The organism is Serratia sarumanii (genome assembly GCF_029962605.1).
Classification (GTDB): domain Bacteria; phylum Pseudomonadota; class Gammaproteobacteria; order Enterobacterales; family Enterobacteriaceae; genus Serratia; species Serratia sarumanii.
In genome coordinates this window covers 1,275,382-1,299,940 of record NZ_CP124750.1, presented here as the reverse complement: position 1 = coordinate 1,299,940, position 24,559 = coordinate 1,275,382, and the positions used below count along the sequence as shown (strand labels likewise).

25 protein-coding genes are annotated in these 24,559 nt (G+C 64.9%); 10 read left to right on the top strand and 15 right to left on the bottom strand.

The window, feature by feature from the left end:
- Positions 1 to 2: 2 nt before the first annotated feature.
- Genes bioD through bioB form a run of 4 tightly spaced genes read right to left on the bottom strand, consistent with a single transcriptional unit; the run spans position 3 to position 3,609 of the window.
- A complete protein-coding gene (bioD, locus tag SSARUM_RS06155; protein ID WP_060429689.1) occupies positions 3 to 677 on the bottom strand; it encodes a dethiobiotin synthase in 675 nt (224 codons plus the stop codon).
- Positions 670 to 1,437: a malonyl-ACP O-methyltransferase BioC gene (gene bioC, locus SSARUM_RS06150; protein ID WP_033637500.1), complete on the bottom strand. Its 768-nt coding sequence runs from the start codon at positions 1,435 to 1,437 to the stop codon at positions 670 to 672. Before bioC ends, bioD begins: the two co-directional genes overlap by 8 nt.
- Positions 1,421 to 2,572, bottom strand: coding sequence for an 8-amino-7-oxononanoate synthase (gene bioF, locus SSARUM_RS06145; protein ID WP_060429688.1), 1,152 nt, complete (start codon positions 2,570 to 2,572; stop codon positions 1,421 to 1,423). Before bioF ends, bioC begins: the two co-directional genes overlap by 17 nt.
- Positions 2,572 to 3,609, bottom strand: a complete 1,038-nt coding sequence (gene bioB / locus SSARUM_RS06140) for a biotin synthase BioB (protein ID WP_060430584.1) — start codon at positions 3,607 to 3,609, stop codon at positions 2,572 to 2,574. The genes bioF and bioB overlap by 1 nt, the downstream gene beginning before the upstream one ends.
- An 88-nt stretch (positions 3,610 to 3,697) precedes the next feature.
- Here bioB and bioA point away from each other — a divergent pair, with 88 nt between their 5' ends.
- Positions 3,698 to 4,972: an adenosylmethionine--8-amino-7-oxononanoate transaminase gene (bioA, locus tag SSARUM_RS06135; protein WP_060429685.1), complete on the top strand. Its 1,275-nt coding sequence runs from the start codon at positions 3,698 to 3,700 to the stop codon at positions 4,970 to 4,972.
- A gap of 4 nt (positions 4,973 to 4,976) precedes the next feature.
- On the opposite strand, the gene SSARUM_RS06130 is transcribed toward bioA, so the two are convergent.
- Positions 4,977 to 5,378 (bottom strand): YkvA family protein, encoded by a 402-nt coding sequence (locus SSARUM_RS06130; RefSeq protein WP_016928691.1) that lies wholly within the window; start codon positions 5,376 to 5,378, stop codon positions 4,977 to 4,979.
- Positions 5,379 to 5,534: 156 nt separating this feature from the next.
- Here SSARUM_RS06130 and SSARUM_RS06125 point away from each other — a divergent pair, with 156 nt between their 5' ends.
- Positions 5,535 to 6,017, top strand: coding sequence for a kinase inhibitor (locus tag SSARUM_RS06125; protein ID WP_033637497.1), 483 nt, complete (start codon positions 5,535 to 5,537; stop codon positions 6,015 to 6,017).
- Positions 6,018 to 6,084: 67 nt separating this feature from the next.
- On the opposite strand, the gene pgl is transcribed toward SSARUM_RS06125, so the two are convergent.
- The gene (gene pgl, locus SSARUM_RS06120; protein WP_060429684.1) at positions 6,085 to 7,080 is read right to left on the bottom strand and encodes a 6-phosphogluconolactonase; all 996 of its coding nucleotides are present in this window, start codon (positions 7,078 to 7,080) and stop codon (positions 6,085 to 6,087) included.
- A gap of 178 nt (positions 7,081 to 7,258) precedes the next feature.
- Here pgl and SSARUM_RS06115 point away from each other — a divergent pair, with 178 nt between their 5' ends.
- Positions 7,259 to 8,077, top strand: coding sequence for a pyridoxal phosphatase (locus SSARUM_RS06115; protein ID WP_060431568.1), 819 nt, complete (start codon positions 7,259 to 7,261; stop codon positions 8,075 to 8,077).
- A gap of 31 nt (positions 8,078 to 8,108) precedes the next feature.
- Here the strand turns inward: SSARUM_RS06115 and modC are convergent, their stop codons facing one another.
- From modC to SSARUM_RS06070, 9 genes are all read right to left on the bottom strand, one after another.
- Positions 8,109 to 9,176, bottom strand: a complete 1,068-nt coding sequence (gene modC / locus SSARUM_RS06110; protein WP_016928697.1) for a molybdenum ABC transporter ATP-binding protein ModC — start codon at positions 9,174 to 9,176, stop codon at positions 8,109 to 8,111.
- Complete coding sequence (modB, locus tag SSARUM_RS06105) at positions 9,177 to 9,866, bottom strand: molybdate ABC transporter permease subunit (RefSeq protein ID WP_060426442.1); 690 nt, start codon at positions 9,864 to 9,866, stop codon at positions 9,177 to 9,179. It abuts the gene before it with no gap.
- On the bottom strand, positions 9,863 to 10,636 hold the full coding sequence (gene modA, locus SSARUM_RS06100; protein WP_033647133.1) for a molybdate ABC transporter substrate-binding protein: 774 nt from the start codon (positions 10,634 to 10,636) through the stop codon (positions 9,863 to 9,865). The genes modB and modA overlap by 4 nt, the downstream gene beginning before the upstream one ends.
- 158 nt (positions 10,637 to 10,794) lie before the next feature.
- Positions 10,795 to 10,944: an AcrZ family multidrug efflux pump-associated protein gene (locus SSARUM_RS06095; protein ID WP_004939813.1), complete on the bottom strand. Its 150-nt coding sequence runs from the start codon at positions 10,942 to 10,944 to the stop codon at positions 10,795 to 10,797.
- A gap of 145 nt (positions 10,945 to 11,089) precedes the next feature.
- The gene (locus SSARUM_RS06090) at positions 11,090 to 11,878 is read right to left on the bottom strand and encodes an ABC transporter ATP-binding protein (RefSeq protein WP_049235007.1); all 789 of its coding nucleotides are present in this window, start codon (positions 11,876 to 11,878) and stop codon (positions 11,090 to 11,092) included.
- Positions 11,875 to 12,900 carry a FecCD family ABC transporter permease gene (locus SSARUM_RS06085; protein ID WP_033647136.1) on the bottom strand — a complete coding sequence of 342 codons (1,026 nt, stop codon included), beginning with the start codon at positions 12,898 to 12,900 and terminating at the stop codon, positions 11,875 to 11,877. Before SSARUM_RS06085 ends, SSARUM_RS06090 begins: the two co-directional genes overlap by 4 nt.
- A 1-nt stretch (position 12,901) precedes the next feature.
- Positions 12,902 to 13,657, bottom strand: coding sequence for a class I SAM-dependent methyltransferase (locus SSARUM_RS06080; RefSeq protein WP_033647137.1), 756 nt, complete (start codon positions 13,655 to 13,657; stop codon positions 12,902 to 12,904).
- 1 nt (position 13,658) lies between these two features.
- The gene (locus SSARUM_RS06075) at positions 13,659 to 14,648 is read right to left on the bottom strand and encodes an ABC transporter substrate-binding protein (protein ID WP_033647139.1); all 990 of its coding nucleotides are present in this window, start codon (positions 14,646 to 14,648) and stop codon (positions 13,659 to 13,661) included.
- A gap of 4 nt (positions 14,649 to 14,652) precedes the next feature.
- Entirely contained in the window at positions 14,653 to 16,815 is a 2,163-nt protein-coding gene (locus tag SSARUM_RS06070) for a TonB-dependent siderophore receptor (RefSeq protein WP_060387398.1), read from the bottom strand.
- Between the two features lie 188 nt (positions 16,816 to 17,003).
- Between SSARUM_RS06070 and modE the strand changes: the two genes are divergently transcribed.
- The 7 genes from modE to galM all read left to right on the top strand — a co-directional run bounded on the left by modE (position 17,004) and on the right by galM (position 24,549).
- Complete coding sequence (gene modE / locus SSARUM_RS06065) at positions 17,004 to 17,795, top strand: molybdenum-dependent transcriptional regulator (protein WP_060429681.1); 792 nt, start codon at positions 17,004 to 17,006, stop codon at positions 17,793 to 17,795.
- Between the two features lie 90 nt (positions 17,796 to 17,885).
- Complete coding sequence (gene modF / locus SSARUM_RS06060; protein ID WP_060430582.1) at positions 17,886 to 19,373, top strand: molybdate ABC transporter ATP-binding protein ModF; 1,488 nt, start codon at positions 17,886 to 17,888, stop codon at positions 19,371 to 19,373.
- A 95-nt stretch (positions 19,374 to 19,468) separates the two neighbouring features.
- Positions 19,469 to 20,041, top strand: a complete 573-nt coding sequence (locus tag SSARUM_RS06055; RefSeq protein WP_041033925.1) for a cysteine hydrolase family protein — start codon at positions 19,469 to 19,471, stop codon at positions 20,039 to 20,041.
- A 166-nt stretch (positions 20,042 to 20,207) separates the two neighbouring features.
- The gene (locus SSARUM_RS06050; protein WP_033647143.1) at positions 20,208 to 21,026 is read left to right on the top strand and encodes a CPBP family intramembrane glutamic endopeptidase; all 819 of its coding nucleotides are present in this window, start codon (positions 20,208 to 20,210) and stop codon (positions 21,024 to 21,026) included.
- Between the two features lie 285 nt (positions 21,027 to 21,311).
- Positions 21,312 to 22,364 carry a galactose-1-phosphate uridylyltransferase gene (galT, locus tag SSARUM_RS06045; protein ID WP_041033923.1) on the top strand — a complete coding sequence of 351 codons (1,053 nt, stop codon included), beginning with the start codon at positions 21,312 to 21,314 and terminating at the stop codon, positions 22,362 to 22,364.
- Entirely contained in the window at positions 22,361 to 23,512 is a 1,152-nt protein-coding gene (gene galK / locus SSARUM_RS06040; RefSeq protein ID WP_060429679.1) for a galactokinase, read from the top strand. Before galT ends, galK begins: the two co-directional genes overlap by 4 nt.
- Positions 23,506 to 24,549, top strand: coding sequence for a galactose-1-epimerase (gene galM, locus SSARUM_RS06035; RefSeq protein ID WP_060429677.1), 1,044 nt, complete (start codon positions 23,506 to 23,508; stop codon positions 24,547 to 24,549). Before galK ends, galM begins: the two co-directional genes overlap by 7 nt.
- Positions 24,550 to 24,559: the final 10 nt, after the last annotated feature.

The following is a 24,559-nucleotide window of genomic DNA, read 5'->3' as shown; positions in this document are numbered from 1 at the left end:
GTTTATAGCAGGCTGATATCCAGATACTGCCCCAGCGGCGCCCGTTCGGCCTGCGGCAGGTGCGGGATTTCGCCCAGCAGCGGCGCCGGCAGCATGCGGCGCAGCGTGGCCAGGTATTCCTGATGCCTTCGCCCCGGCGGCGCCACGTCGTTGGCGATCCAACCGGCCAGCGTCAGCCCGGCCTGCTGCACCGCCTGCGCCGTCAGCACCGCGTGGTTGATGCAACCCAGTTTGATGCCCACCACCAGGATCACCGGCAGTTGCTCCTGCTGCACCCAGTCGGCGAAGGTGTACTCCGCCGATAGCGGGGTAAACCACCCGCCCGCGCCCTCGACCAGCACCCAGTCGGCGCGCTGCTCCAGCCGGCGCAGGCCGTCAGACAGCCGCGCCGCGTCGATCGGCTGGCCTTCATCGGCGCTGACGATATGCGGCGAGGTGGGTTCGGCAAAAGCGTAAGGGTTCACTTCATCGTAGCTGAGCGCCACGCCGCTGTTGGCCTGCAGCGCCAGCGCGTCGCCGTTGCGCAGTCCCTCGGCGGTCATCTCGCTGCCGGAAGCCACCGGCTTATACCCGGCGCTGCGGTAGCCCGCCCGGTTGGCGGCCTGCAGCAAGGCGCTGCTGGCGACGGTTTTCCCCACTTCGGTGTCGGTGCCGGTTACGAACCAACGTTTAATCACGATAAATCACTCCATAAGCCAGATGATAGCTGAGCGGGAACTGCCCCCGCCGGCACGGGTAAGCCGCCTGCAGCGCGGCGAGACGGCCGCGCGACATCAGGCCGCCCTCGCGCCCCTGATGCAGATGCGTGGCCCCGATGCCCTTGAGCGAACGCATCAGCGTCATCACGTCCGGATAGTTCAGGGTGCGCAACTCCGTGACCAGCTCGTGTCGATAGCCAGCACAGGCGGCGCGGATCTGCGCCAGCGGCAGAAAGGCGTTCACGTGGCGCTCGCCGTCCACCTGTTGCCAGGCATCCCCCAGTTCCTGCAGCGAGCCCGCCGCCAGCGTGGAAAACAGGATCGCGCCGCCGGGGCGGGTCACGCGGTACAGCTCCGCCAACGCGGCGGGCAGATCGCTGCACCACTGCACCACCAGGCTGCTGAAACAGATGTCCATCGCCGCATCGGGCAACGGCACCTGTTCGATATCGCCCAGCAAATAATGGTGCGCCGCCTGCCGTTGACGGGCGACATCCAGCATGCCCGGCGCCAGATCGAGCGCGGTCACCTGCTTGCCGCGCTCGCGCCACAGGCGGCTGAAATAGCCGGTGCCGCAGCCGGCATCCAGCAGCCGTTCACCCGGATGGGCACTCCCCATCCCCAGTAAGCGCTCGCCAACGTCACGCTGCAGCGCGGCGGCGGCGTCGTAGCTGCCGGCGGCGCGGCTGAAGGCCGAAGCGACCGCCTGTTTGTTCACCGCGTCATTGGCTGACGTCATGCAATACCTCCAGCAGGCGATCGATGTCCTGCGGCTGATGCGCCGCCGTCAGGGTGATGCGCAGCCGCGCGCCGCCCGGCGGTACCGTCGGCGGGCGGATGGCGCTCACCCACAGCCCGCGCTCGCGCAGGCGGGTCGCCAGATCGAGCGCGCGTTGATTGTCCCCCACCAGCAGCGGCTGGATGGCGGTGTCGGAGTCCGTCAGGGTCAGCGCCAGCGGCGCGGCGCCCTGGCGGAAACGGCGGATGTTGTCCCGCAGCCGGGCGCGTAGTTCATCGCCCTCTCGAATGCAGGCCAGCGCCGCCTGCAGTGCGCAGGCCTGCGCCGGCGGCATCGCGGTGCTGTAAATCAGATGGCGGGCGAACTGCAGCAGATACTCGGCGGTCGCCTCATCGCACAGCACCGCCGCGCCGCTGACGCCGAACGCCTTGCCGAAGGTCGCCACCAGCAGTTCAGGGCGCACGTCCTGCTGCCAGCAGCTGCCGCGGCCTTGCTCGCCGCGCACGCCGACGCCGTGGGCATCGTCCACCATCAGCCAGGCGCCCGCCGCGCGGGTTAGGCGATGCAGTTCCGCCAACGGTGCGCCGTCGCCGTCCATGCTGAACACCCCTTCGGTCACCGCCAGCCGCTGCCCGTCGCAGGGTTTGGCCAACAGATCCGCCAGCGCCTGCGGCTGATTGTGCTGGAAGCGGCGCAGCTCGGCCGGCGATTGCGCCGCCGCCTCCAGCAGCGAGGCGTGGCTGAGGCGATCGGCCAAAATGCGATCGCCCTTTTGCATCAACGCCGCCAGCACCGCCTGGTTGGCGGCGTAACCGGAGATGAACAGCAGCGCGCGCGGATAGCCGAGCCACGCCGCCAGTTGCTCCTCCAGCGCCTGATGCGCCGCGCTAAAGCCGGTGACGTGGCCGGAACCGCCGCTGCCGACGCCGTAGCGCTGCGCGCCCTGCTGCCAGGCGGCGATCACCCGCGCGTCCTGGCTCAGCCCCAGGTAGTCGTTGCCGGAGAAATTCAGGTAGAGACGATCGCCGAGCCGAATCTGGCGGCCATTGCCGCCCTCGGTGGTCTGTCGCCGACGGTAGGCGGCGTTGAGGCGCCGCTCTGCCAGCGCCTGCTCAATGCGTTGTTGCCAGCTCATCACAGCGCCGCGTTGTAAAACTCGGCGGTATCGGCGGTCAGCAGTTGCTTAGCCAGCGCCTGCTGTTGCTGGTTGTCGCCGTGTTCGGTGGCGGTCTGCTGCGGGTTCAGCCCCAGCTTGCGGAACAGCTGCAGGTCTTTGTCTTCTTCCGGGTTCGGCGTGGTCAGCAGCTTGCAGCCGTAGAAGATCGAGTTGGCGCCGGCCATAAAGCACATCGCCTGCGTCTGTTCGTTCATCTGTTCACGGCCGGCGGAAAGGCGGACATAAGAAGACGGCATCATGATGCGCGCCACCGCGATGGTGCGGATGAAATCGAACGGATCGACGTCGTCGTTATCCGCCAGCGGCGTGCCTTTCACCTTCACCAACATGTTGATCGGCACGCTCTCCGGCGGCTTCGGCAGATTGGCCAGCTGCACCAGCAGCCCGGCGCGGTCACGCACTGTTTCTCCCAGCCCGACGATGCCGCCGGAGCACACTTTAATGCCGGCGTCGCGCACTTTGTCGAGCGTATCCAGGCGTTCCTGGTAGCTGCGGGTGGTGATGATGCTGCCGTAGAACTCCGGCGAGGTGTCGAGGTTATGGTTGTAGTAATCCAGCCCGGCCTCCGCCAGCCGCTCGGCCTGAGTGCCATCCAGCGTGCCCAGCGTCATGCAGGTTTCCATGCCCATCGCTTTCACGCCCTGCACCATCTGCTGCAGATAAGGCATATCGCGCTCGTGCGGGTTCTTCCACGCCGCGCCCATGCAAAAACGGGTCGAGCCGTTCGCTTTGGCCTTGCGTGCCGATTCCAGCACCTGCTCGACCTGCATCAACCGCTCCGCCTCCAGGCCGGTCTTGTAGCGCGAGCTTTGCGGGCAGTATTTGCAGTCTTCCGGGCAAGCGCCGGTCTTGATCGACAGCAGCGTGCTGACCTGCACCTGACGCGGGTCAAAGTGCTGGCGGTGTATGGTTTGCGCTTCGAACAGCAGTTCAAGCAGCGGTTTATCAAACAGGGCCTGGGCTTGCCCTACTGTCCAGTGAATGCGATCGGTCATCATGGCGTCTCCAAAACGAAAAAGTGTCGCCAGTTTAAATATTGTGGATATACTGTCAACCAATCTTAATTCAATTTGGTTTACAAGTATGTCTATCACCGCTTCCGACCTGGCGTTTGACCAACGTCATATCTGGCACCCCTACACCTCCATGAGCCGCCCGTTACCCTGTTACCCGATCGAGTCGGCCAGCGGCGTCGAGCTGCAGCTGGCGGACGGCCGGCGTCTGGTAGACGGCATGTCCTCCTGGTGGGCGGCGATCCACGGTTACAACCATCCTCGCCTGAATCAGGCCGCCAGCCAGCAGCTGGAGAAGATGTCGCACGTGATGTTCGGCGGTATTACCCATCCGTCCGCCATCTCGCTGTGCCGTCGGCTGGTGGAGATGACGCCGGAAGCGCTGCAGTGCGTGTTCCTGGCAGATTCCGGTTCGGTGGCGGTGGAAGTGTCGCTGAAGATGGCGCTGCAGTATTGGCAGGCGCGCGGCGAGCGGCGGCAGCGCATCCTGACGCTGCGCCACGGCTATCACGGCGATACCTTCGGCGCGATGTCGGTCTGCGATCCGGACAACTCGATGCACAGCCTCTATCAGGGCTATCTGGCGCCGCACCTGTTCGCCACCGCGCCGCAGTGCCGCTTCGACGAGGAATGGCGCGAAGAGGACATCGCGCCGTTCGCCGCGCTGCTGGAGCAGCACGCCGGTGAAGTGGCGGCGGTGATCCTGGAACCGGTGGTGCAAGGCGCCGGCGGCATGCGCATCTACCACCCAAGCTACCTCAAGCGGGTGCGCGAGCTGTGCGATCGCCATCAGGTGCTGCTGATCGCCGACGAGATCGCCACCGGCTTCGGCCGCACCGGCAAGCTGTTCGCCTGCGAGCACGCACAGGTGGTGCCGGACATTCTCTGCCTGGGCAAGGCGCTGACCGGCGGCTACATGACGCTGTCCGCCACCCTGACCACCCGCCACGTGGCGGAGACCATCAGCAACGGCGCGGCCGGCTGCTTTATGCACGGCCCTACCTTTATGGGCAACCCGCTGGCCTGCGCGGTGGCGGACGCCAGCCTGGCGCTGCTGGCGGAAAATCGCTGGCAGGCGCAGGTGAGCGCCATCGAAGCCCAGCTGAAGCAGGAGCTGCTGCCGCTCGCGGCGCTGCCGAAGGTGGCGGACGTGCGGGTGCTGGGCGCGATTGGGGTGGTGGAGATGCGCGAACCGGTGGACGTCGCCGAGCTGCAGCGCGGGTTCGTCGAACGCGGGGTGTGGATCCGGCCGTTCGGCAAGCTGATTTACCTGATGCCGCCTTACATCATCGAAGCGGAACAGCTCAGCCGCCTGACCGCCGCCGTGGCCGCCGCCGCGCGTTAATGGCTTACCAATGCTGGTCCAGATAGCGGGCCAGCAATCCCAGACACAGCAGCCAGAGTAAAATGATCATCACCGCCGCCATGCGGCCGGTGGGGTTATCGACGCGCTTTTGCGCCTTCTCGCGCAGCTCGGCCATCAGCGGCTTGGGGATCAGGCGCACCGCCAGCATGATGCCCAACGGTACGATAATCACGTCGTCCAGATAGCCCAGCACCGGAATGAAGTCCGGGATCAGATCGATCGGCGAGATCGCATAGCCGGCCACCAGCAGCGCGATCAGTTTGGCGTACCACGGGGTGCGCTTATCACGGGCGGCCAGCCACAGCGCGTAAATATCGCGCTTGATGCCTTTGGCCCAACGGCGCAGCCAGCCGAACCACGGCGTGCGTTTTTTCAGTGAGATCATGGTGGCGTTGTTTGGCTATCCGGCGGTCTGTAGGAAGGAAGATGCGGCCATGGTAACCGATCCGCGCCGCCGTTGGCGAATGGCAATCCCGCTTGTATTGTCACGACGAAACGATCTAGCTTAAGGATTCGCGTTTACCGACAACTGGGAGTCACTATGGCTTTTCGTTTGTACAGCAACGATCTGCAGGACGGCGGCAAACTGCCGCAGCAGCAGGTTTTCAACGGCATGGGCTATCACGGTGATAACCTGTCGCCCCACCTGGCCTGGGACGGCGTGCCGGCCGGCACCAAAAGCTTCGTGATCGCCGTTTACGATCCCGATGCCCCGACCGGCTCCGGCTGGTGGCACTGGATCGTGGCCAACATTCCCGCCGACGTGCGCGAGCTGCCGCAGGGCGCGGGCTCCGGCAAAGCGCCGCTGCCCGCCGGCGCGCTGCAGACCCGCACCGACTTCGGCTCAGCCGGCTACGGCGGCGCGGCGCCGCCGAGTGGCGAAAGCCACCGCTACCAGTTCACCGTGCATGCGCTGGACGTGGAGCGCATCGAGGTGGATGAGGGTTCCAGCGGCGCGCTGGTGGGCTTTAACGTCCATTTCCACAGCCTCGGCAGCGCCACGCTGACGGTGACGTTCAACTGATCCCCCGCCAATAAAAAAGCGCGATTCCACCGAATCGCGCTTTTTCCATACTCGTCTGACCGCCGAATTACTTCGCCAGCACGCTCACCCACATCGGGCCTTTGCCCACCGGATAACGCGCCAGCGTGGTCAGCTTACCGCTGGCCTGGTCAATTTCATGCACCGCGATGTGATCGGATTTCTGGCCGGACGAAATCACGAAACGGCCGCTGTGATCGATGTTGAAACCGCGCGGCTGCGCTTCGGTCGGATGATAGCCGACCACGCTCAGCGTGCCGCCGTCTGCGGAAACGCTGAAGATGGTCAGAATGCTGGCGGTGCGGTCGCTGGTGTACAGGAAGCGGCCGTTCGGCGTGATATGGATGTCCGCCGCCCAGCGGGTGCCGTCGAAGTCGGCCGGCATGATGTCCAGCGTCTGCGTGACGGTGTATTTGCCGCCGTTTTCCGAGATGGCCAGCACGTCCACCGTGCCGTCCAGCTCATTGACGCAGTAGGCGAACTTGTCGTTGTGGTGGAACGCCATATGACGCGGGCCGGCGCCGGCGGCGGTCGCCACCGCTTCCTGCGCGTGCGGCGTCAGCTGGCCCGCCAGGCTCAGGTTGAACAGGCGGATGCGGTCTTCTTTCAGGCAAGGCACCAGCACCAGCTGGTTGGTCGGATCGATGTTCGCCGAGTGCGGCGCGGTCAGGCCGTCGATCTGCTGAATAGGCGCCGTCACCACGCCGTCGTGGCCGATCGGGCTGATGCTGGCGCTGTTGCCGCTGTAGGAGGCGGAGAACAGGTAACGCCCCTGCAAATCGGTGGAGATATGGGTCGGGCTGCCCGGCAGCGGCGCCATGCCGGCCTGCTGCAGCGTGCCGTCCGCCTCGATGCGGTAGCTGACGATGCCGAACGCCGGACGCACGCCGACGTACAGGTGGGTCTTGTCCGGATGAAGGGTCATCGGCTGCACCTGGCCCGGCACGTCAACGGTTTGCAGCAGCGCCAGCGCGCCGGCGTCATCCAACTGCCAAACGTGGATCTGCTGGCTCTCCGGGCTGGCGACATAAACGATTTGCTTCATGTGTTCTCCTTGCAAAGGGTAAAAGAGGAACCGGTTTCAGGCCGTTCGATTGCCCCTAGCTTACCGCACATCCGTCGCATGGCAACCCCGCTTAGCACCGGAAGCTCACGCGGTTTTCTCCGTTGGCTATCCGGTGTACCATCGGATTAATTTTATGGCTAACGATAACGAGAACCCTATGAGCTACCGCGTCATCGCACTCGATCTTGACGGCACCCTGCTGGACAACCAAAAACGCATCTTACCGCAGTCGCTGGAAGCGCTGGCGCAGGCGCGCGCCGCCGGCATCCAGGTGGTGGTGGTCACCGGCCGCCACCACGTCGCCATCCATCCGTTCTACCAGGCGCTGCAGATAGACACCCCGGCCATCTGCTGCAACGGCACCTATCTGTATGATTTTCAGCAGAAGAAGGTGCTGGCCGCCGATCCGCTGGCAAAAGATCAGGCCAGGCAGGTGCTGCAGATGCTCAAACAGACCGACATTCACGGGCTGATGTACGTCGACGACGCCATGCTGTATCAGGAACCAAGCGGCCACGTGACCCGCTCGCTGGCCTGGGCCGAAACCCTGCCGGCGGCGCAGCGCCCGACGCTGCTGCAGGTCGGCAGCCTGGCGCAGGCGGCCGACGACGCGCAGGCGATCTGGAAATTTGCCACCTCGCACGCCGATATTCCGGCGCTGCGCGAGTTTGCCGACACGGTGGAAAAAGAGCTGGGGTTGGCGTGCGAATGGTCCTGGCACGATCAGGTGGATATCGCCAAAGGCGGCAACAGCAAAGGCAAGCGCCTGCGCCAATGGGTGGAGTCGCAGGGGCTGAGCATGGATCAGGTGGTGGCGTTCGGCGACAACTACAACGACATCAGCATGCTGGAAGCGGTCGGATTGGGCGTGGCGATGGGCAACGCCGATGATGCGATCAAGGAACGCGCCGATCTGGTGATCGCCGATAACCTGCAGCCGGGCATCGCCGAGGTGATCCGCACCCGCGTACTCTAGTTTTTTCGCCCTCCCGCCGGGAGGGTCTGTCTTAGCGGCTCTCGCGGCTGATAGACACGCTCTTCACCTGCGCGTACAGCCACTGCCCAGGGCGGATCGCCAGTTCATCACGCGCCCAGGGCGTGATCCGCGCCCACAGCACGTGTTCCCCGACCGCCAGCTTCACTTCCACCTGCCCGTCCACGTCCAGACACTCGCTTACCTTGGCCGGCAACACGTTGCGAATGCTGCTGTTGACCGGCGGTTGCAGCACCAGCGAGACATCGGCGGCGTTGATGCGAATGCGCAGCTGGGTGCCCAGTTCGGCGTCGATGCCGCTGACCCACAGCCTTTGATCGCCGAGCGCCAGCGCGGTCATGGCATAACGTTGATGATGCTCAATCACGCTGACGCGCAGCACGCTGCTCTGATCTTCACGCTGCAGCCACGGCCGCAGCGCGCTGCTGGCCCAAACGGCTTCCAGCCCGCCGAACGCGCGCACCTCGCCGCGATCCAGCACCATCACCTGCTCGGCCAGGCGCAGGATCTCGTCCAGGCTGTGGCTGACGTAGAGGATGGGGATGTTGACGTCCTGCGCCAACCGCTCCAGATACGGCAGCAGCTCGCGTTTGCGCGGCAGATCGAGCGAGGCCAGCGGCTCGTCCATCAGCAGCAGTTCCGGCGCGGTCAGCAGCGCACGGCCGATCGCCACCCGCTGTTTTTCACCGCCGGAGAGCGTCAGCGGCAGCCGATTGAGCAACGGCCCGATGCCCAGCAGCTCGACGATGGTGTTGAACTGTGCGCGCATGCCGGCCGCCATGCCGTACTGCAGGTTGCCGCGCACCCGATAGTGCGGGAACAGCCGCGCATCCTGAAACACGTAGCCGATACGGCGCTTTTCCGGCGGCAGGCAAAGGCCCGCGGCGGTATCCACCAGCGTGCGGCCATTGAGCGCGATGCGCCCCTGCTGCAAACGGGTCAGGCCACCGATGGCGTTGATCAGGGAAGTTTTGCCCGCGCCGGACAGGCCGAAAATCGCGGTGATGCCCTGCGCCGGCAAATCGGCGCGGACGTTGAGATTAAGGTCGCCCAGCTGCTGCGAGAAATCCAGCTCCAGCATTTACACCCCCATCCGTTTGCGGCCCCAGCGGGCCAGCCATTCGGACACCATCAGCGAAGCCAGCGACAGCACGATGGCGATCGCGCACAGCCGCGCGGCGGCGGCTTCCGCCCCCGGCGTTTCGATCAGCGTATACATCGCCAGCGGAATGGTGCGGGTTTCACCGGGAATGTTGGAGACAAAGGTGATGGTGGCGCCGAACTCCCCCAGCGAGCGGGCGAAGGCCAGCACCACGCCGACAATGACGCCGGGCAGCGACAGCGGCAGCGTGACGGTGAAAAACACCCGCCACGGGTTGGCGCCCAGCGTGCGCGCCGCCTGCTCCAGCCGGGTATCTACCGCCTCCAGCGCCAGCCGGATGGCGCGCACCATCAATGGAAACGCCACCACCGCCGATGCCAGCGCGGCGCCGCGCCAGCTAAAGCTAAAGCTGAAGTCGAACCAGTCGTACAACCACTCGCCGATGACGCCGCGCCGCCCCATGGCGATCAGCAGCAAATAGCCGACCACCACCGGCGGCAGCACCAGCGGAAGATGAATGACGCCGTCCAGCAGCGCCTTGCCGGGAAAGCGGCAACGCACCAACACCCAGGCCATCAGAATGCCGAACGGCAGGCTGCAGACCACCGCCAAACCGGAGACTTTCAGGCTCAGCTCAACCGCCTGCCACTCGTACTCACTCAGAATCATTTACGCGGGGTGAATCCATAATGTTCAAAAATAGCGGCCGCTTCCGGGCCCTTCAGATAGGTATAGAAAGCGCTGACCGTCGGATTTTGACGATCTTTCACCATCGCCATCGGATATTCAACCGGTTTGTGGCTGTCTTCCGGGAATACACCCACCACTTTCACCTTGTCGCTGGCGACCGCGTCGGAGCCGTAGACGATGCCGAGCGGCGCTTCACCGCGCTCCACCAGCGCCATCGCGCTGCGCACGTTGTTGGCGCGCGCCAGTTTCGGCTCCAGCGCGCTCCAGGCGCCCAGGTGTTCCAGCGCCTCTTTGGCGTAGATGCCGGCCGGCACGTGATCCGGATCGCCCACCGCCAGACGGCCGCCGTTGAGCAGCTTGGCCCAGTCGGTCTGCTTGTCGATGGCGATCTTGTCTTGCTTATCGCTCTTGGCGGCGATCAGCACCAGTTCGTTGCCCAGCAGCGTGTAGCGGGTGTCTTTCACCATCTGCTGTTTGTCGATGGCGTAATCCATCCACTGTTGATCGGCGGAGATGAACAGATCGGCCGGGGCGCCCTGCTCAATTTGGCGCGCCAGCGTCGAGGACGACGCGAAGGAGGAAACCACCTGCACGTCCTTGCCTTTTTGATACTGGGTGGCGATGTCCTGCAGCGCGTTGGTCAGCGACGCGGCGGCGAACACGGTGATCTTTTCCGCCGCCGAAGCCTGTGCCACCAGGCCCGATGCCAACACGATCCCGCCAACCCATTTGGTCCATTGCTGTTTCATTGTTTTTCTCCGCAAGTTAACGTGCATTATCACTCTTCGTTATATAAAAAATAATATAACGTTGCGCGAAAGCTTGTCATGCGGTTTATCGGCAAAGCGTGAGATAACTTGAGGAATGCCCGCCGGGCGATGCCGGCGGGTATCGAGATGGGGAACGGTCAGTGCTGGGTGCGGTTTTCTTTCGAACGGCCCACTTTGGAGAAGACGTTGAACACTTCGCCAAAACCGTAGATCAGGCCGAGGATCAGCGCCATGACCACCGGCACCATGACCACGGCAAACAACAGACTTTTCAATAATTCCAACATGATAGCCTCGCTTAACTGCCCATTGAGCGGCAAATGCCTTTCACCGCATATCGGGTTATTCTAACCCAAAAAAATCGCTAAAACCGGAGTTATTTTAGCCAGCGGGGCGAAATTGTGATCGGCCAAACGTGCCCTTTCCACCGGCTCATCCCGCCGCAGGATAGTAGATCAGCGGTGGCGCATAGCCGGCGGGCGCCGCCAGCCGGGCTTCCACCCCGTACACCGCGCGAATGTGCTCCGGCGTCAGCGCCTGCCGCGGCGTGCCCGCCGCACAGATCCCGCCCTGCTGCAGCAGCGCGACCCGATCGCAATAACAGGCCGCCAGATTCAGATCGTGCAGCGTCACCACCACGCTGAGCTTCAGCCGCCGCAGCAAGGCCATAAACTGCTGCTGATGGGCGATATCCAGATGGTTGGCGGGCTCATCCAGCAGCAGCCACGGCGTCTGCTGCGCCAGCGCGCGCGCCAGATGCACCCGCTGTTGTTCACCGCCGGACAGCCGCTGCCAATCGCGATCGGCCAGGTGGCTGATGCCCACTTGCTCCATCGCCTGCCCGGCGAGGCGGCGATCCTCGGTACCAAAACCTCGCCAGCGGCCGACATGGGCCAGGCGCCCCAACAATACCGCCTCTTTCACCGGCAGCGCGAAGGCGCCGGGGGCGGATTGCTCAAGAAAAGCGATGCGCCTGGCGCGCTCCCGCCCGGAAAACGCGGTAATTTGGCGCCCTGCCAGCCAAACGCGGCCCCCGGCGGCAGGCTGCAACCCGGCCAGCAGCTTGAGCAACGTGGATTTACCGCTGCCGTTGACGCCGAGCACGCCGGTGATCTCACCGGGCAAGGCGCAGAAATCCAGATTTTCCAGCACCGTGCGTTCGCCCGCTCGCCAGCTCACCGCTTCGGCGCACAGGCCGGATCGCGCTTTTTCAATCGTCATGCATTGACCTTCCGATACAGCAACAGCAGGAATACCGGCACCCCCAGCAGCGCCGTCAGCACGCCGACCGGCAGCTCGCGCGGGGCAAACAGCGTTCTGGCCAGGGTGTCCGCCGCCACGGCGAACAGCGCGCCGCACAGCGCGCTGGCCGGCAATAGCCGCCGATGCCGCGAGCCGACCAGCCGCCGGGCGACGTGCGGCACCGTCAGCCCGATAAATCCCACCGCGCCGCTGAACGCGACGATCGCCGCCGTCAGCGCGGTGGTCACCACATACAGCAGCAGCTTCAGCGGAGCCACCGCTACCCCCAGCGAAGCGGCGGTCACGCCGCCAAACGCCAGCGCGTCTAGCTCACCCGCCCGCAGCCAACACAGCAGCAGCGCCGCCGCCAGCGCCAACCCGCACAGCCCGACCTGCGGCCAGCGCGCGTCGCTGAACGAGCCCAGCAGCCAGAACATCACGCCGCGCGTGGCGTTGGCGTCCGCCTGCCAGAGGGTGATCAGCGAAGTCAGCGCGGAGAGCAACTGCGTCACCGCCACCCCGGCCAGGATAAACAGCGTGGACTCCCCCTGCAGCGAACGCCCGGCCAGCAGCATCACCAACGCAAACGCCCCCAGCGCGCCGATAAACGCGCCGCCGGACACCGACAACAGGCCGCCGCCCAGCCCCAATACCAGCACCGTTACCGCCCCCACGCCGGCGCCGGAGGAGATGCCCAGCACCCAGGGATCGGCCAGCGGGTTGCGGGTCAGCGACTGCAGCACGGTGCCCGCCAACGCCAATCCGGCGCCGGCCAGCGCCGCCAACAGCGCGCGCGGCATCCGCAGCGACCAGATGATGCGCTGATACACATCGGCGTCGGTCGCCGCACCGCCGCTGACGCCAAGCACGATGCGCCAGGCGTCGTGCCACGCGATCGGCGCGGGCCCCGACAGGGTGGCGCCCAGCAGGGCCAGCGGCAGCGCCGCCGCCAGCAACAGCAGCCAGCCGGCCTCACGGCCGGGCAGTAACCGCCGGATCATGCTATTTCCAGCCTGCGATCACATAGTCGTCCAGCAGCTGCCACACCGTCCCCGCCTCGCTGAAACCGGCCTGCCTGAGGGCCGCGAGCTGGAAATCCACCGGCGTCGGCGGCGGCACCGGGCGGCCGGCGAACAGCGCTTCACGCTCGGCCTGATAAGCGGCCAACGCCGGCGATTGCAGCGCGCCCGCAAACCAGCGATCCCAATCCTCAACGCCGTTGTCCCAGGCGCGCTGTTGGGTCTGCTCGTCGTGCCGCTCCGCCAACGCTTTCAGCCGCGGCTGGCGCTGGTCATAGCGCTGATGATCGGCGTTCAGGAACACGCCGCCGTCGGCCAGCAGCCCGGCGACGTTGCGGTACAGCGCCAGCTGCTGCTCGGGCATCAGCCAGTGCAGCGCCGTGCTGGACACCGCCGCCTGCGGCGCGGGGCCGGACAGTGCGGAAAAACAGGCCGGATCCGCCAGATCGGCCTGCAGAATGCGGATCCGATCGCCGTACGCCGCCAGCGCGCCGCGCGCCACCGCCAGCAGCAGCGGATCGAGATCGATGGCGGTCACCCTGGCCTGCGGAAAGCGCTGCAAAATGCGCAGGCTCAGCGAGCCCGGGCCGCAGGCCAGATCCACCACGTGAAAATCCTGACCGGCGGCCAGCGCCAGCACGTCCAGCTGGGCGTTAAAACGCGCTTCCCGCTCGGCGATGTAGGCCGCCTGCTGGCGATCCCAGGAGTCCAGCAGCGAAGAGAATGAAACGGCAGTCATATCAAGGTTCCTTGTTGGAAAAAGTCGGCGCCTGCGGCGGCAAGGCCGCCAGGCCCCGAATCAAACGGCCCAACGCCGCCACGGTGCGGGCGGAAGGGTCCATGTCGTAACCGGGGAGGATCACGTAGCGCCGCTGACGCACGGCGCGCAGCGTCGCGGTCAGCGGGTGATGCTCCAGAAAGGCGATCTTGTCCGCCGCGCTGTCGCCGAGGCCGCCACGCGGCAGATCGCCAAGCACGATCGCATCCGGATCGCGGGCGGCGATGATTTCCCAGGACACCGTCGGCCACAGCTCGGGCCGATCGCCGAACAGGTTCTCGCTGCCGACGCTGCGGCTCAGCAAACCTGGCGCGCCGCAGCAGCCCGCCACATAGGGCGTTTGCGCGCCGGCATACCACCACAGCAGGCGCATATGCGGCAGCTGAGCACGCTGTGGTTCGAGCGCCCTCAGCTGCCCGCGCAGCCGTTCGACCAGCGCTTCACCGGCGCGGCTGACGTTGAAAATGCGCGCCAGCTCCCGCAGCTCGGTGAAAATGTCTTCAAACGTCAGCGCGGCGGCGATCGCGCTTTGCTGGCCGCTGCAGGCGCCGGGTGAGAGATAAGTGCCGATGCCCCATTCTGCCAGCCGCGCCCGATCGGGCGTTTCCGGGCTGTGCAGCCAGTAATAGCTGGCCGAATAGACAAAATCCGGCCGCATCAGCAGCAACGCTTCCGCCGTGGGCGGCGCCGGGCTGGTGGGCGCCTGCAGCGCATCGGCCGTCGGCGCGGGATCGCGCGCGCGGTCATACCCGACCACGCCGATTGCACGGCCAGCCAGCCCCAGCGCCAGCAGGTTTTCCAGCGCCGGGTTGGCGTAAACCAGCACCCGCTGCGGCGGCTGCGGGTAATCGTGCGTTACCCCGCAATTTTGCAGGCTGGCCGCATCGGCACGCAGCGGCGCGCCCCCGCCCAATCCCAAGGCGCACAACAGCAGAGCAAGCCAGCGTTTCACGCCGTCAGAACCTGACCGACACGAAGGTTTCATAACTGCGCGGCGGCGCGATCAGCGCCTGATCCGGGTAAGTGCGCTGGTAGGCGTACAGCTGGTTGGTGGCGTTGCGAATGCGAAAACCGACATCGACGATCGGCGTCAGCTGATAGTCCGCCGCCAGATCGAGCGTGGTGTACGCGCGCATCTTGCGCCGGTTGGCGTCGTCGTTGTAACTGCTGCCGACGTAGCGCAGCGAAGAAGCCAGCCCCAGGCGCTCCGTCGCCTGATAATGCACGCTGAGGTTGGCAGTCCAGTCCGGGATATAGGCCGGGCGATTGCCGTTGTAGCTGCGCAGCGGGCTGCCGCCGCGATAGTCGTCGTAGCGGGCATGCGTGTAGGCGGCGTTGCCGGCCAGCTCCCAGCGCTCGTCGGGACGCAGCACCACGCCAAGCTCGATGCCGCGCGACGTCTGCCTGCCTACCGCGTTCAACGCATCCGGCCGCTGCGCGTCGGGCACAAACAGGTTGTCCTTGCGCAGTTCGTACAGCGCCAGCGTTGCCTCGCCTTTGTTACCCCAGAACTGCCCTTTAGCGCCGGCCTCCCACTGGCGCGCTCGCGTCAGCGGCAGATCGGTCTGCGTTGGGCTGAGGAAGAACAGATCGTTGCCCGGCTCCTGGCCGGTGGTGTAGTTGGCGTAGAGCGTGAGGTTATCGGTCAATGCATAGCTGGGGCCCAGGCTCCAGGTGCTGAAAACGTAGGTATGCGCGCGGCTCTCTTCCTGCGGCCCCTGGAAGCGCCAGTCCATGTTCATATGGTTGTAGCGCAGCTGGCCCAGCAGCGCTAAACGCTCGGTCAGGCTGAAGCGATCTTCAAGAAAGGCGGCGTACTGGTTCTGGGTAACGTGGCGCACCGGCGCGCGTTGGCGGTCGGTTCCCTGGGCGAACGGCTCTCGGGGCGGCGCGCCAAGCGGCACGTCTTCGGATCCGGGGAAGCCGTTGGAGTAGTACTGAAAATGCCGCTTGCTCAGATCGAGGCCGACCAGCAACCGGTTATCGAAACCGGCGATGGCGCGATCGAACACCAGCGAACTGCGGTTGCCGATCAGATCGTCGTCGTGCGCCAGGGCGCCGAAGGAGTCGCGGTTGACGTCGCCGGGCCGGGCCGCCGCCGCGACGCGAAAGCGTTCGACGTTGCGCCACTCGCGAAAGCCGCTGTAGTAATAGAATTGGTTATGCCACTCCACTTCGGGCGTCATAAACCAGTCCAGACTGGCCTGAAATGCGGTGGCGTTGCTCTGGATGCGGCTGTCGGTCAGGTTGTTGTAATTGATGTCGCGCAGCTCGCCGGCAATGCGCCCGTCCAGCAGCGGCGTGCCGTAGTAAGGGTTGTTGGTGCGGTTGAGCATGCGGTCCAGGCTCAGCGTCAACAGCGCATCGTCCGTCAGCTTAAACAGCAGCGAGCCGGAAACCCGCTTCTGCCGATCGCGTTCGTACTGCACGTTGCTGCCGCTGTCGTTGCCGCTGACGTCCAGCCGGTACGCCACCGCATCGTCCACCAGCGCGCCGCCGGCCCCCAGATGCAGACGCTGGCTGCGGTAGCTGCCGAAGCCATAATCGAGCTCAAGCGGCTGGCGGCTGAAGGTCGGCCGCCGCGAGATCAGGTTGACGCTGCCGCCCGCGGCGCTCAGGCCGTTCAAGGCCGATCCCGGCCCGCGCAGTATCTCGATGCTGTCGTAATGCGCCGGATCGCCCAGCTGCAGCGTGCTGCCGGGCATCTCCACGCCGTTATACAGCCAGGCGATCGGCCGGAAACCGCGCGCGGAAAAGTTGTTGGACAGCGTCGGCGAAGCGACGCCGGACAGGCCAGTGGCGTGCTCGACGGCGGCGGCCAGCGAGCGATCGCCCCGCTGTTGGATCGCTCTTGCGCTGATGATATCGACGCTGCGCGGCGTCTCCCGAGCGGTCAGCCCAAGCTGCGAAGCGCTGCGGCTCACGGCGCTCAACGCATCGTAGCGCCCGGCGGGGGCCGCCGCCTCCACGGTGAGCTGTTCTTCGCATCCCGTGGCATTGCGGGATTTATCGCAGTCGGCGGCGAAAGCCAACGGCGCCGTCAGTGCGCCGCCGACCCAGGCGGCGGCAAGGCATAACGATTTTCTGGGCGTGACAAGACGCCGGCGTGTCGTACTCATGTGAAGCATCCCTGTGGTGAAATAAAAACCGGCCGCAGCCAGCGTAAAGCCTTATTGTTTTTCTGTTATGTTATATTATAACAACAAAGCAATGCCAGTCTTTATTGCCCCGCCCTCCAGCGCACTGCGCTTGGCGCTTTGCCGCCAAATCGGCGACAATAAGATTTTTGCCGCCGACAGGATGCGCTATGCAGGCCGAAATTCTTCTGACTCTCAAACTCCAGCAAAAGCTGTTCGCCGATCCGCGCCGCATCGCGCTGCTGAAACAGGTGCAGCACACCGGCTCCATCAGCCAGGGCGCCAAACTGGCGGGCATCAGCTACAAAAGCGCCTGGGACGCCATCAATGAGATGAACCAGTTGGCGGAACAAACGGTGGTGGAACGCGCCACCGGCGGTAAAGGCGGCGGCGGCGCACAGCTGACGCACTATGGCCAGCGGTTGATCCAGCTGTATGACCTGCTGGGCCAGGTGCAGCAAAAAGCTTTCGACGTGTTGCAGCAGGACGATCTGCCGCTCGACAGCCTGCTGGCGGCCATCTCGCGCTTCTCGCTGCAAACCAGCGCGCGCAATCAGTTCTTCGGTATCGTCATCGAACGCGATCATCAGCAGGTGCAGCAGCACCTGGCGATTTTGTTGAATGACGGCACCACTCGCCTGACGGCGGCCGTCACCCAGCAAAGCGCCGACCGGCTGCAGCTGACGCCGGGCAAAGAGGTGCTGGCGCTGATCAAGGCGCCCTGGGTGCGGTTAAGCGTCGATACCGCGGAGCATGCCGGCGCGGATAACGCGCTGGCGGGCGTGGTGGCCGGCATTCAGCCGGGCGCCGAACACAGCGAGGTGCTGGTGACGCTGGCGGGTGGCGAAACCCTGTGCGCCACCCTGACGACGGCGGAGCTGCAGCGCCTGCAGCTGAGCGTCGGCACCGCCGTACACGCCCTGTTCAACGCCGATCGCGTGATTGTCGCCACGTTGTGTTAAGCGCAACGTAACGTTGCGTTTTTGTTGATTGACATCACCCTGCAATACGCCTATTCCTAAGGCAAATAATTGCAAAAAAAGGAACAGGTGATGTCGTCGTTGCACATTTCGCAAGGTTCATTCCGCTTAAGCGATACCCGCACCCTGACGCTGGACGCGCTGGAAATCCAGGCCGGCGACAGCTGGGCCTTCGTCGGCGCCAACGGCAGCGGCAAATCCGCCCTGGCGCGCGCGCTGGCCGACGAACTGGTTCTGCTGAGCGGTGAGCGCCGCAGCGACTTTCAGCACGCGGTGCGCATCTCCTTCGAACAGCTGCAAAAAATGGTCAGCGACGAGTGGCAACGTAACAACACCGATCTGCTCAGCGCGGACGAGGACGACACCGGCCGCACCGCGGCGGAAATCATTCAGGAAGAGGTGCAAGACGCCGCGCGCTGTGAGCGGCTGGCCGCGCAGTTCGGCATCACCGCCCTGCTGACGCGCCGCTTCAAATACCTCTCCACCGGCGAAACGCGCAAAACCCTGCTGTGCCGGGCGCTGATGCCCGAGCCTGACCTGCTGATCCTCGACGAACCCTTCGATGGGCTGGACGTGCACTCGCGCGCGCAGCTCGCCACGCTGCTGAGCGAGCTTTCCGCCCAGGGCCAGACCGTGGTGCTGGTGCTCAACCGGTTCGACGATATCCCGGATTTTGTCCGGCAGGTGGGCGTACTGGCGGACTGTACCCTGACCAACCGCGGGCCGCGCCGCCAGGTGATGGCGGACGCGCTGGTGGCGCAGCTGGCGCACAGCGAAAACCTCAGCGGGCTGGCGCTGCCGGAGGAGGAGGATCCAACGCAAAAGGTGTCGCTGCCGGCGGATCGGCCGCTGATCGTCCTGCGCGACGGCGTAGTCAGCTATAACGACCGGCCGATCCTCAATCATCTCGACTGGCAGGTTAACCCCGGTGAACATTGGCAGATCGTCGGCCCGAACGGCGCCGGCAAATCCACGCTGCTCAGCTTGATCACCGGCGATCACCCGCAGGGCTACAGTAACGATCTGACGCTGTTCGGCCGCCGCCGCGGCAGCGGGGAAACCATTTGGGAGATCAAGCGCCATATCGGCTACGTCAGCAGCAGCCTGCATCTGGATTATCGCGTCAACACCAGCGTGCGCAACGTGGTGCTGTCGGGGTTCTTCGATTCGATCGGCATTTATCAGGCGGTGTCGGATCGTCAGCGGCAGCTGACCGAGCAATGGCTGGCGCTGCTCGGGCTCGACGGCGCGCGCGGCGACGCCCCGTTCCACAGCCTTTCCTGGGGCCAACAGCGGCTGGCGCTGATCGCCCGCGCGCTGGTGAAACACCCGGCGCTGCTGATCCTCGACGAGCCGCTGCAAGGGTTGGATCCGCTCAATCGCCAGCTGGTGCGCCGCTTCATCGACGTGCTGATCGGCCAGGGCGCCACCCAGCTGCTGTTCGTCTCGCACCATGCCGAAGACGCGCCGCAGTGCATCACACACCGCCTCAGCTTCGTGCCTGACGGCGAGGGCGGCTACGGCTACCAACAGCAACGGCTGGAGGCGGCTTCCGCCTGAAGCGCGGCGTAAACATATCCGGCAACACTTCACCGCAGCACATCACATTTGGCCTTTTATCATAGAAAGAAAGAAGGCCATTTTCTGGAGACGCCATGTCCGCTGCGTTGATTATCATCGACCTGATCGAGGATCTGATCGGGCCCAAAGGGCGCGCCAACCACTGCCGCGAACAGGTGACGGCAAGCCACCTGCTCGCCAACGTCAATGCCGCCGCGGCCTACGCCCGGGTGCGAAAAATCCCGGTGATTTGGGTGCGGACGGGATTTGCCGACGATTATCATGACATCCCGCTCCACTCACCGCTGTTCAACCATTTGAAACAGATAGGCGCGCTGCGGCTAAACGGCCCGGGCTGCCGCTGGGCGCCCGATCTGCATCAGGAGGAGACCGATCTGCAGTTTGATAAAACGGCGGTGAGCGCCTTCTCCGGTAACAATTTGTTAGCCTGGCTGCGGCAACATCGGTGCCACCATTTGCTGCTGGCGGGCGTCAGCACGTCGCTCGCCATCGAGAGCACCGCGCGTCAGGCGCACGACGCCGGCTTCCAGGTGACCGTGCTGCACGATCTGTGCGCGGCCCCCACGCAGGAGCTCCACCAGCAGAGCCTGGACACCCTGCAAAACCTGGCGGAAATCGCCCGTTCGCAGGCCTGGATGCAAGGCTGACCTCAATACCGCCGGTCGTGTGGGCCGGCACCCTGCACGGATGCGTCACTGCCCCGACCTTTAGCGTCATCTTGGTGTGCTACTATCCGCTCTAGCGCTCAATTTCGCCATCATCGCACGCCGCATAGGCGCTGAGCGCCGTGTACATATTTTAAAGGGACATATCATGTGGGGCGTACTGGCTGCTTCGTTATTTTTCTTACCGTTTAACCGGCTGATAGCCTGGGTTATCCTGGCCGCCTCGGCGGGCATGGGGCTTTATCATGGGGTGTTGACGCCGCTCAGCCTGGGTTGCCTGTTGGCCATCGTGGCGCTGGCGGGGCTGCGTCACCATTTTCGCGAGCGGCGTAGTCTGGCGATCGCGTTCGAAGGGTTGGTGGTCGCCGGCTGCGTGGCGCTGTTCTTGCACCTGGTGCCGGGCATCCACAATCAGCTGATGATCGACGGTGAAAAAGCCGGCCCGCTCAGCGCGCCGTTCACCATGTATTACAACTTCGACAAGGCGATGGTGCCCTTCCTGCTGTTCGCCTGCTTGCCCACGCTGTTTTCCGCTGAACGCGGCGGCAACGTCGGCAAAGCGGGCTGGATTGCGCTGCTGCTGGCCGTGCCGGCGCTGTTGCTGCTGGCCGTGGCGCTGGGCGGCTTAAAAATCGAGCTGCATGCGCCCGCCTGGATCCTGCCTTTCGTGATGGCGAACCTGTTCTTCGTCTGTATGGCCGAAGAAGCGCTGTTTCGCGGCTACCTGCAGCAGCGCCTCAGCCAGTGGCTGGGCGCCTGGCCGGCGCTGATCGTCGCTTCTCTGGTGTTCGGCGCCGCGCATTTGGCCGGCGGCATGCTGATGGTGATCTTCGCGACGCTGGCCGGGGTGATCTACGGCCTGGCGTGGATGTGGAGCGGCCGCCTGTGGGTGCCGATTCTGTTCCATTTCGGGCTTAATCTGACCCATCTGCTGTTCTTTACCTACCCGCTGTATCAGCATCCTTAACGGCTGACGCCGGCAGAGAGCCTTTCTCTGCCGGCAGGTCGGGTGAAAACGCTATCATCGGTAGCGCATCGCAATGCCCTCAATCACGTTGCCACCGGCTTTTCTCCGCCCATCAGGCGCTTTTCATCACAGTGTAAACGATTCCATTTTTCGCGTTAGATCACCTTTTTAGCGCCGCGGGCGTGCTATCTTTTTGCGCAATGACCTCTCCCTGTTCAGCAACGGGCGTATTAAGACGGTAATTGGAAGCGATTACACCCTCGTCGACGCCAAGAAAGGAACCGTATGACAGAATTTAACCCTATCGATCATCCGCACCGCCGCTACAACCCGCTGAGCGGCCAGTGGGTGCTGGTCTCACCGCACCGCGCCAAGCGCCCCTGGCAGGGCCAGCAGGAGGCCGTCCCGACGGAAACGCTGCCGGCGCACGATCCCGACTGTTTCCTGTGCCCGGGCAACGCGCGCATCACCGGCGATCGTAATCCGGATTATCGCGGCACCTACGTCTTCACCAATGATTTCGCCGCGCTGCTGAGCGATACGCCGCCGGCGCCCGACAGCCAGGATCCGCTGATGCGCAGCCAGAGCGCGCGCGGCGTCAGCCGGGTGATCTGCTTCTCTCCCGATCACAGCAAGACCCTGCCCGAATTGACGCTGCCGGCGCTGGAGCAGGTGATCGCCGCCTGGCAGGCGCAAACCGATGAGCTGGGCAAGCACTATCCCTGGGTACAGCTGTTCGAAAACAAAGGCGCGGCGATGGGCTGCTCCAACCCGCACCCGCACGGGCAGGTCTGGGCCAACAGTTTTTTGCCGAACGAGGCCGAACGCGAAGATCGCCTGCAGCACGCGTATTTTCGGGAACACGCCTCCCCGCTGCTGCTGGACTATGCGCAGCGCGAGCTGGCCGCCGGCGAACGCATCGTGGTAAACACCGAACACTGGCTGGCGGTGGTGCCCTACTGGGCCGCCTGGCCGTTTGAAACGCTGCTGCTGCCGAAAGCGGCGGTGCAGCGCATTACCGATCTCAGCGCGGCGCAAAGCCAGGATCTGGCGCTGGCGCTGAAGAAGCTGACCAGCCGCTACGACAACCTGTTCCAGTGCTCCTTCCCCTATTCGATGGGATGGCACGGAGCGCCGTTCAACGGCGCCGACAACCGACACTGGCAGCTGCACGCCCATTTCTATCCGCCGCTGCTGCGTTCAGCCAGCGTGCGCAAATTTATGGTCGGTTACGAGATGCTGGCGGAAGCCCAGCGCGATCTGACCGCCGAACAGGCCGCAGAGCGTCTGCGCGCCGTCAGCGATATTCATTACCGTGAAGCCGGAGCCCAAGCATGAGCCTGAAACCGCTTACCCATTCTCTGTTTACCGAACACTTTGGCTACGCGCCGACGTTGACCATCCAGGCGCCGGGGCGGGTGAACCTGATCGGCGAACATACCGATTACAACGACGGCTTCGTGCTGCCCTGCGCCATCGATTACCAAACCGTCATCGCCTGCGCCAAGCGCGACGACCGCCAGATCCGCGTGCTGGCCGCCGATTATCAGCATCAGCAGGATCAATTCTCGCTCGACGATCCGATCGTCAGCCACCCCGATCAGCGCTGGTCGGACTATGTGCGCGGCGTGGTGAAGCACCTTCAGCGCCGCAACGCCGACTTCGGCGGCGCGGATCTGGTGGTCGCCGGCAATGTGCCGCAGGGCGCGGGGCTCAGCTCCTCCGCCGCGCTGGAAGTGGCGGTGGGCCAGGCGCTGCAGGCGCTCTATCAGCTGCCGCTGGACGGCGTAGCGCTGGCGCTGAACGGCCAGGAAGCGGAGAACCAGTTCGTCGGCTGCAACTGCGGCATCATGGACCAGTTGATCTCCGCGCTCGGCCGGCGCGACAGCGCGCTGCTGATCGACTGCCGATCGCTGGAGGCCCGGGCGGTGCCGATGCCGGACAACGTCGCGGTGGTGATAATCAACTCCAATGTGCAACGCGGGCTGGTGGACAGCGAGTACAATATCCGCCGCAAACAGTGCGAGGAAGCGGCGCGGTTCTTCGGCGTCAAGGCGCTGCGCGACGTCAGCCCCGAACAGTTTGAGACGCGTCAACACCAGCTCGATCCGTTAGTGGCCAAACGCGCGCGCCATGTGATCAGCGAGAACGCCCGCACGCTGGCGGCGGCCGACGCGCTGGCGGCCGGCGATCTGCAACGCATGGGCCGGCTGATGGCGGAGTCGCACGCCTCGATGCGCGACGACTTTGAAATCACCGTGCCGCCGATCGATAAGCTGGTCGAGATCGTCAAAGCGGCGATCGGCCCGCGCGGCGGCGTGCGCATGACCGGCGGCGGCTTTGGCGGCTGTGTCGTCGCGCTGATGCCGCAGGATCTCGTGGAGACGGTGCGTGCCGCCGTGGCGCACGAGTATCCGCGGCAAACCGGCGGATTGCAGGAAACCTTCTATGTCTGCCAGGCTTCGCAAGGCGCCGGCCTATGCTGACCGCAACCTCGGCAGTCGCCCCCGATGGGCAACCTTATCAGCTGACGCAGCTGCAAAACGCCGGCGGCATGACGGTGACGCTGATGGACTGGGGCGCCACCTGGCTGTCCGCCGTCTTGACGCTCAAATCCGGTGAAAGGCGCGAGCTGTTGCTTGGCTGCCGCAGCCCGGCGGACTACCAACGTCAGGACGCCTATCTGGGCGCCACCGTCGGCCGCTACGCCAACCGCATCGCCAACGCCAGCCTGCCCATCGACGGAAAACCCCATGCGCTGGCCGCCAATCAGGGCGCCCACCAGCTGCACGGCGGCCCCGACGGTTTTCATGCCCGCCGCTGGCGCCGGGTACAGCATGATGCGCAGCAGGTCTGCTATGTGCTGCACTCGGCGGAGGGCGATCAGGGCTTTCCCGGCAATCTCGACGTGCAGGTTTGTTACCGCCTGACTCATGACAATCGCCTGGAAATCAGCTATCTGGCGCAGGTCGATCGACCCTGCCCGGTCAACCTGACCAACCACGCCTATTTCAATCTGGACGGCGCCGGCACCGACGCCCGCGCCCAGCGGCTGCAGCTGTTCGCCGATCGCTATCTGCCCGTCGACGCCGAGGGCATTCCCTGCGCCGATCTGACGCCGGTGGACGGCAGTGGCATGGATTTTCGCCAGCCGAAAACGCTGCTGCAGGATTTCCTGCGCGACAGCGACCAGCAGCGGGTAAAAGGCTACGATCACGCATTCCTGCTGCATCGTACCTGCGGGGCGCTGGAGAGCCCGGCGGCTCATTTGTGGTCCGCAGACGGGCAAGTGCAAATGAGCGTGTTCACCGACGCGCCGGCGCTGCAACTCTACAGCGGCAATTACCTGGCCGGCACGCCGGCGCGCGATGGCGGCAGCTACGCCGACCATGCCGGCGTGGCGCTGGAGAGCGAGTTCTTGCCGGACAGCCCGCACCATCCCGAGTGGCCGCAGCCGGACTGCTGGCTGCAGCCGGGGAGCCGCTATCGCAGCGCCACGCATTATCAGTTTTATCCTATCTGACCCGCCACGC

What these genes read in the sequence shown, in the direction of transcription:
- bioB (WP_060430584.1), bottom strand. Translation starts at nt 3,609, where the DNA reads ATGACCGATCGCATTCACTGGACAGTAGGGCAAGCCCAGGCCCTGTTT.
- SSARUM_RS06070 (WP_060387398.1), bottom strand. Translation starts at nt 16,815, where the DNA reads ATGAGTACGACACGCCGGCGTCTTGTCACGCCCAGAAAATCGTTATGC.
- bioA (WP_060429685.1), top strand. Translation starts at nt 3,698, where the DNA reads ATGTCTATCACCGCTTCCGACCTGGCGTTTGACCAACGTCATATCTGG.
- SSARUM_RS06130 (WP_016928691.1), bottom strand. Translation starts at nt 5,378, where the DNA reads ATGATCTCACTGAAAAAACGCACGCCGTGGTTCGGCTGGCTGCGCCGT.
- SSARUM_RS06115 (WP_060431568.1), top strand. Translation starts at nt 7,259, where the DNA reads ATGAGCTACCGCGTCATCGCACTCGATCTTGACGGCACCCTGCTGGAC.
- modA (WP_033647133.1), bottom strand. Translation starts at nt 10,636, where the DNA reads ATGAAACAGCAATGGACCAAATGGGTTGGCGGGATCGTGTTGGCATCG.
- bioC (WP_033637500.1), bottom strand. Translation starts at nt 1,437, where the DNA reads ATGACGTCAGCCAATGACGCGGTGAACAAACAGGCGGTCGCTTCGGCC.
- SSARUM_RS06095 (WP_004939813.1), bottom strand. Translation starts at nt 10,944, where the DNA reads ATGTTGGAATTATTGAAAAGTCTGTTGTTTGCCGTGGTCATGGTGCCG.
- SSARUM_RS06055 (WP_041033925.1), top strand. Translation starts at nt 19,469, where the DNA reads ATGTCCGCTGCGTTGATTATCATCGACCTGATCGAGGATCTGATCGGG.
- modE (WP_060429681.1), top strand. Translation starts at nt 17,004, where the DNA reads ATGCAGGCCGAAATTCTTCTGACTCTCAAACTCCAGCAAAAGCTGTTC.
- modB (WP_060426442.1), bottom strand. Translation starts at nt 9,866, where the DNA reads ATGATTCTGAGTGAGTACGAGTGGCAGGCGGTTGAGCTGAGCCTGAAA.
- bioF (WP_060429688.1), bottom strand. Translation starts at nt 2,572, where the DNA reads ATGAGCTGGCAACAACGCATTGAGCAGGCGCTGGCAGAGCGGCGCCTC.
- modC (WP_016928697.1), bottom strand. Translation starts at nt 9,176, where the DNA reads ATGCTGGAGCTGGATTTCTCGCAGCAGCTGGGCGACCTTAATCTCAAC.
- galK (WP_060429679.1), top strand. Translation starts at nt 22,361, where the DNA reads ATGAGCCTGAAACCGCTTACCCATTCTCTGTTTACCGAACACTTTGGC.
- SSARUM_RS06080 (WP_033647137.1), bottom strand. Translation starts at nt 13,657, where the DNA reads ATGACTGCCGTTTCATTCTCTTCGCTGCTGGACTCCTGGGATCGCCAG.
- SSARUM_RS06085 (WP_033647136.1), bottom strand. Translation starts at nt 12,900, where the DNA reads ATGATCCGGCGGTTACTGCCCGGCCGTGAGGCCGGCTGGCTGCTGTTG.
- SSARUM_RS06050 (WP_033647143.1), top strand. Translation starts at nt 20,208, where the DNA reads ATGTGGGGCGTACTGGCTGCTTCGTTATTTTTCTTACCGTTTAACCGG.
- SSARUM_RS06125 (WP_033637497.1), top strand. Translation starts at nt 5,535, where the DNA reads ATGGCTTTTCGTTTGTACAGCAACGATCTGCAGGACGGCGGCAAACTG.
- galM (WP_060429677.1), top strand. Translation starts at nt 23,506, where the DNA reads ATGCTGACCGCAACCTCGGCAGTCGCCCCCGATGGGCAACCTTATCAG.
- pgl (WP_060429684.1), bottom strand. Translation starts at nt 7,080, where the DNA reads ATGAAGCAAATCGTTTATGTCGCCAGCCCGGAGAGCCAGCAGATCCAC.
- modF (WP_060430582.1), top strand. Translation starts at nt 17,886, where the DNA reads ATGTCGTCGTTGCACATTTCGCAAGGTTCATTCCGCTTAAGCGATACC.
- galT (WP_041033923.1), top strand. Translation starts at nt 21,312, where the DNA reads ATGACAGAATTTAACCCTATCGATCATCCGCACCGCCGCTACAACCCG.
- SSARUM_RS06090 (WP_049235007.1), bottom strand. Translation starts at nt 11,878, where the DNA reads ATGACGATTGAAAAAGCGCGATCCGGCCTGTGCGCCGAAGCGGTGAGC.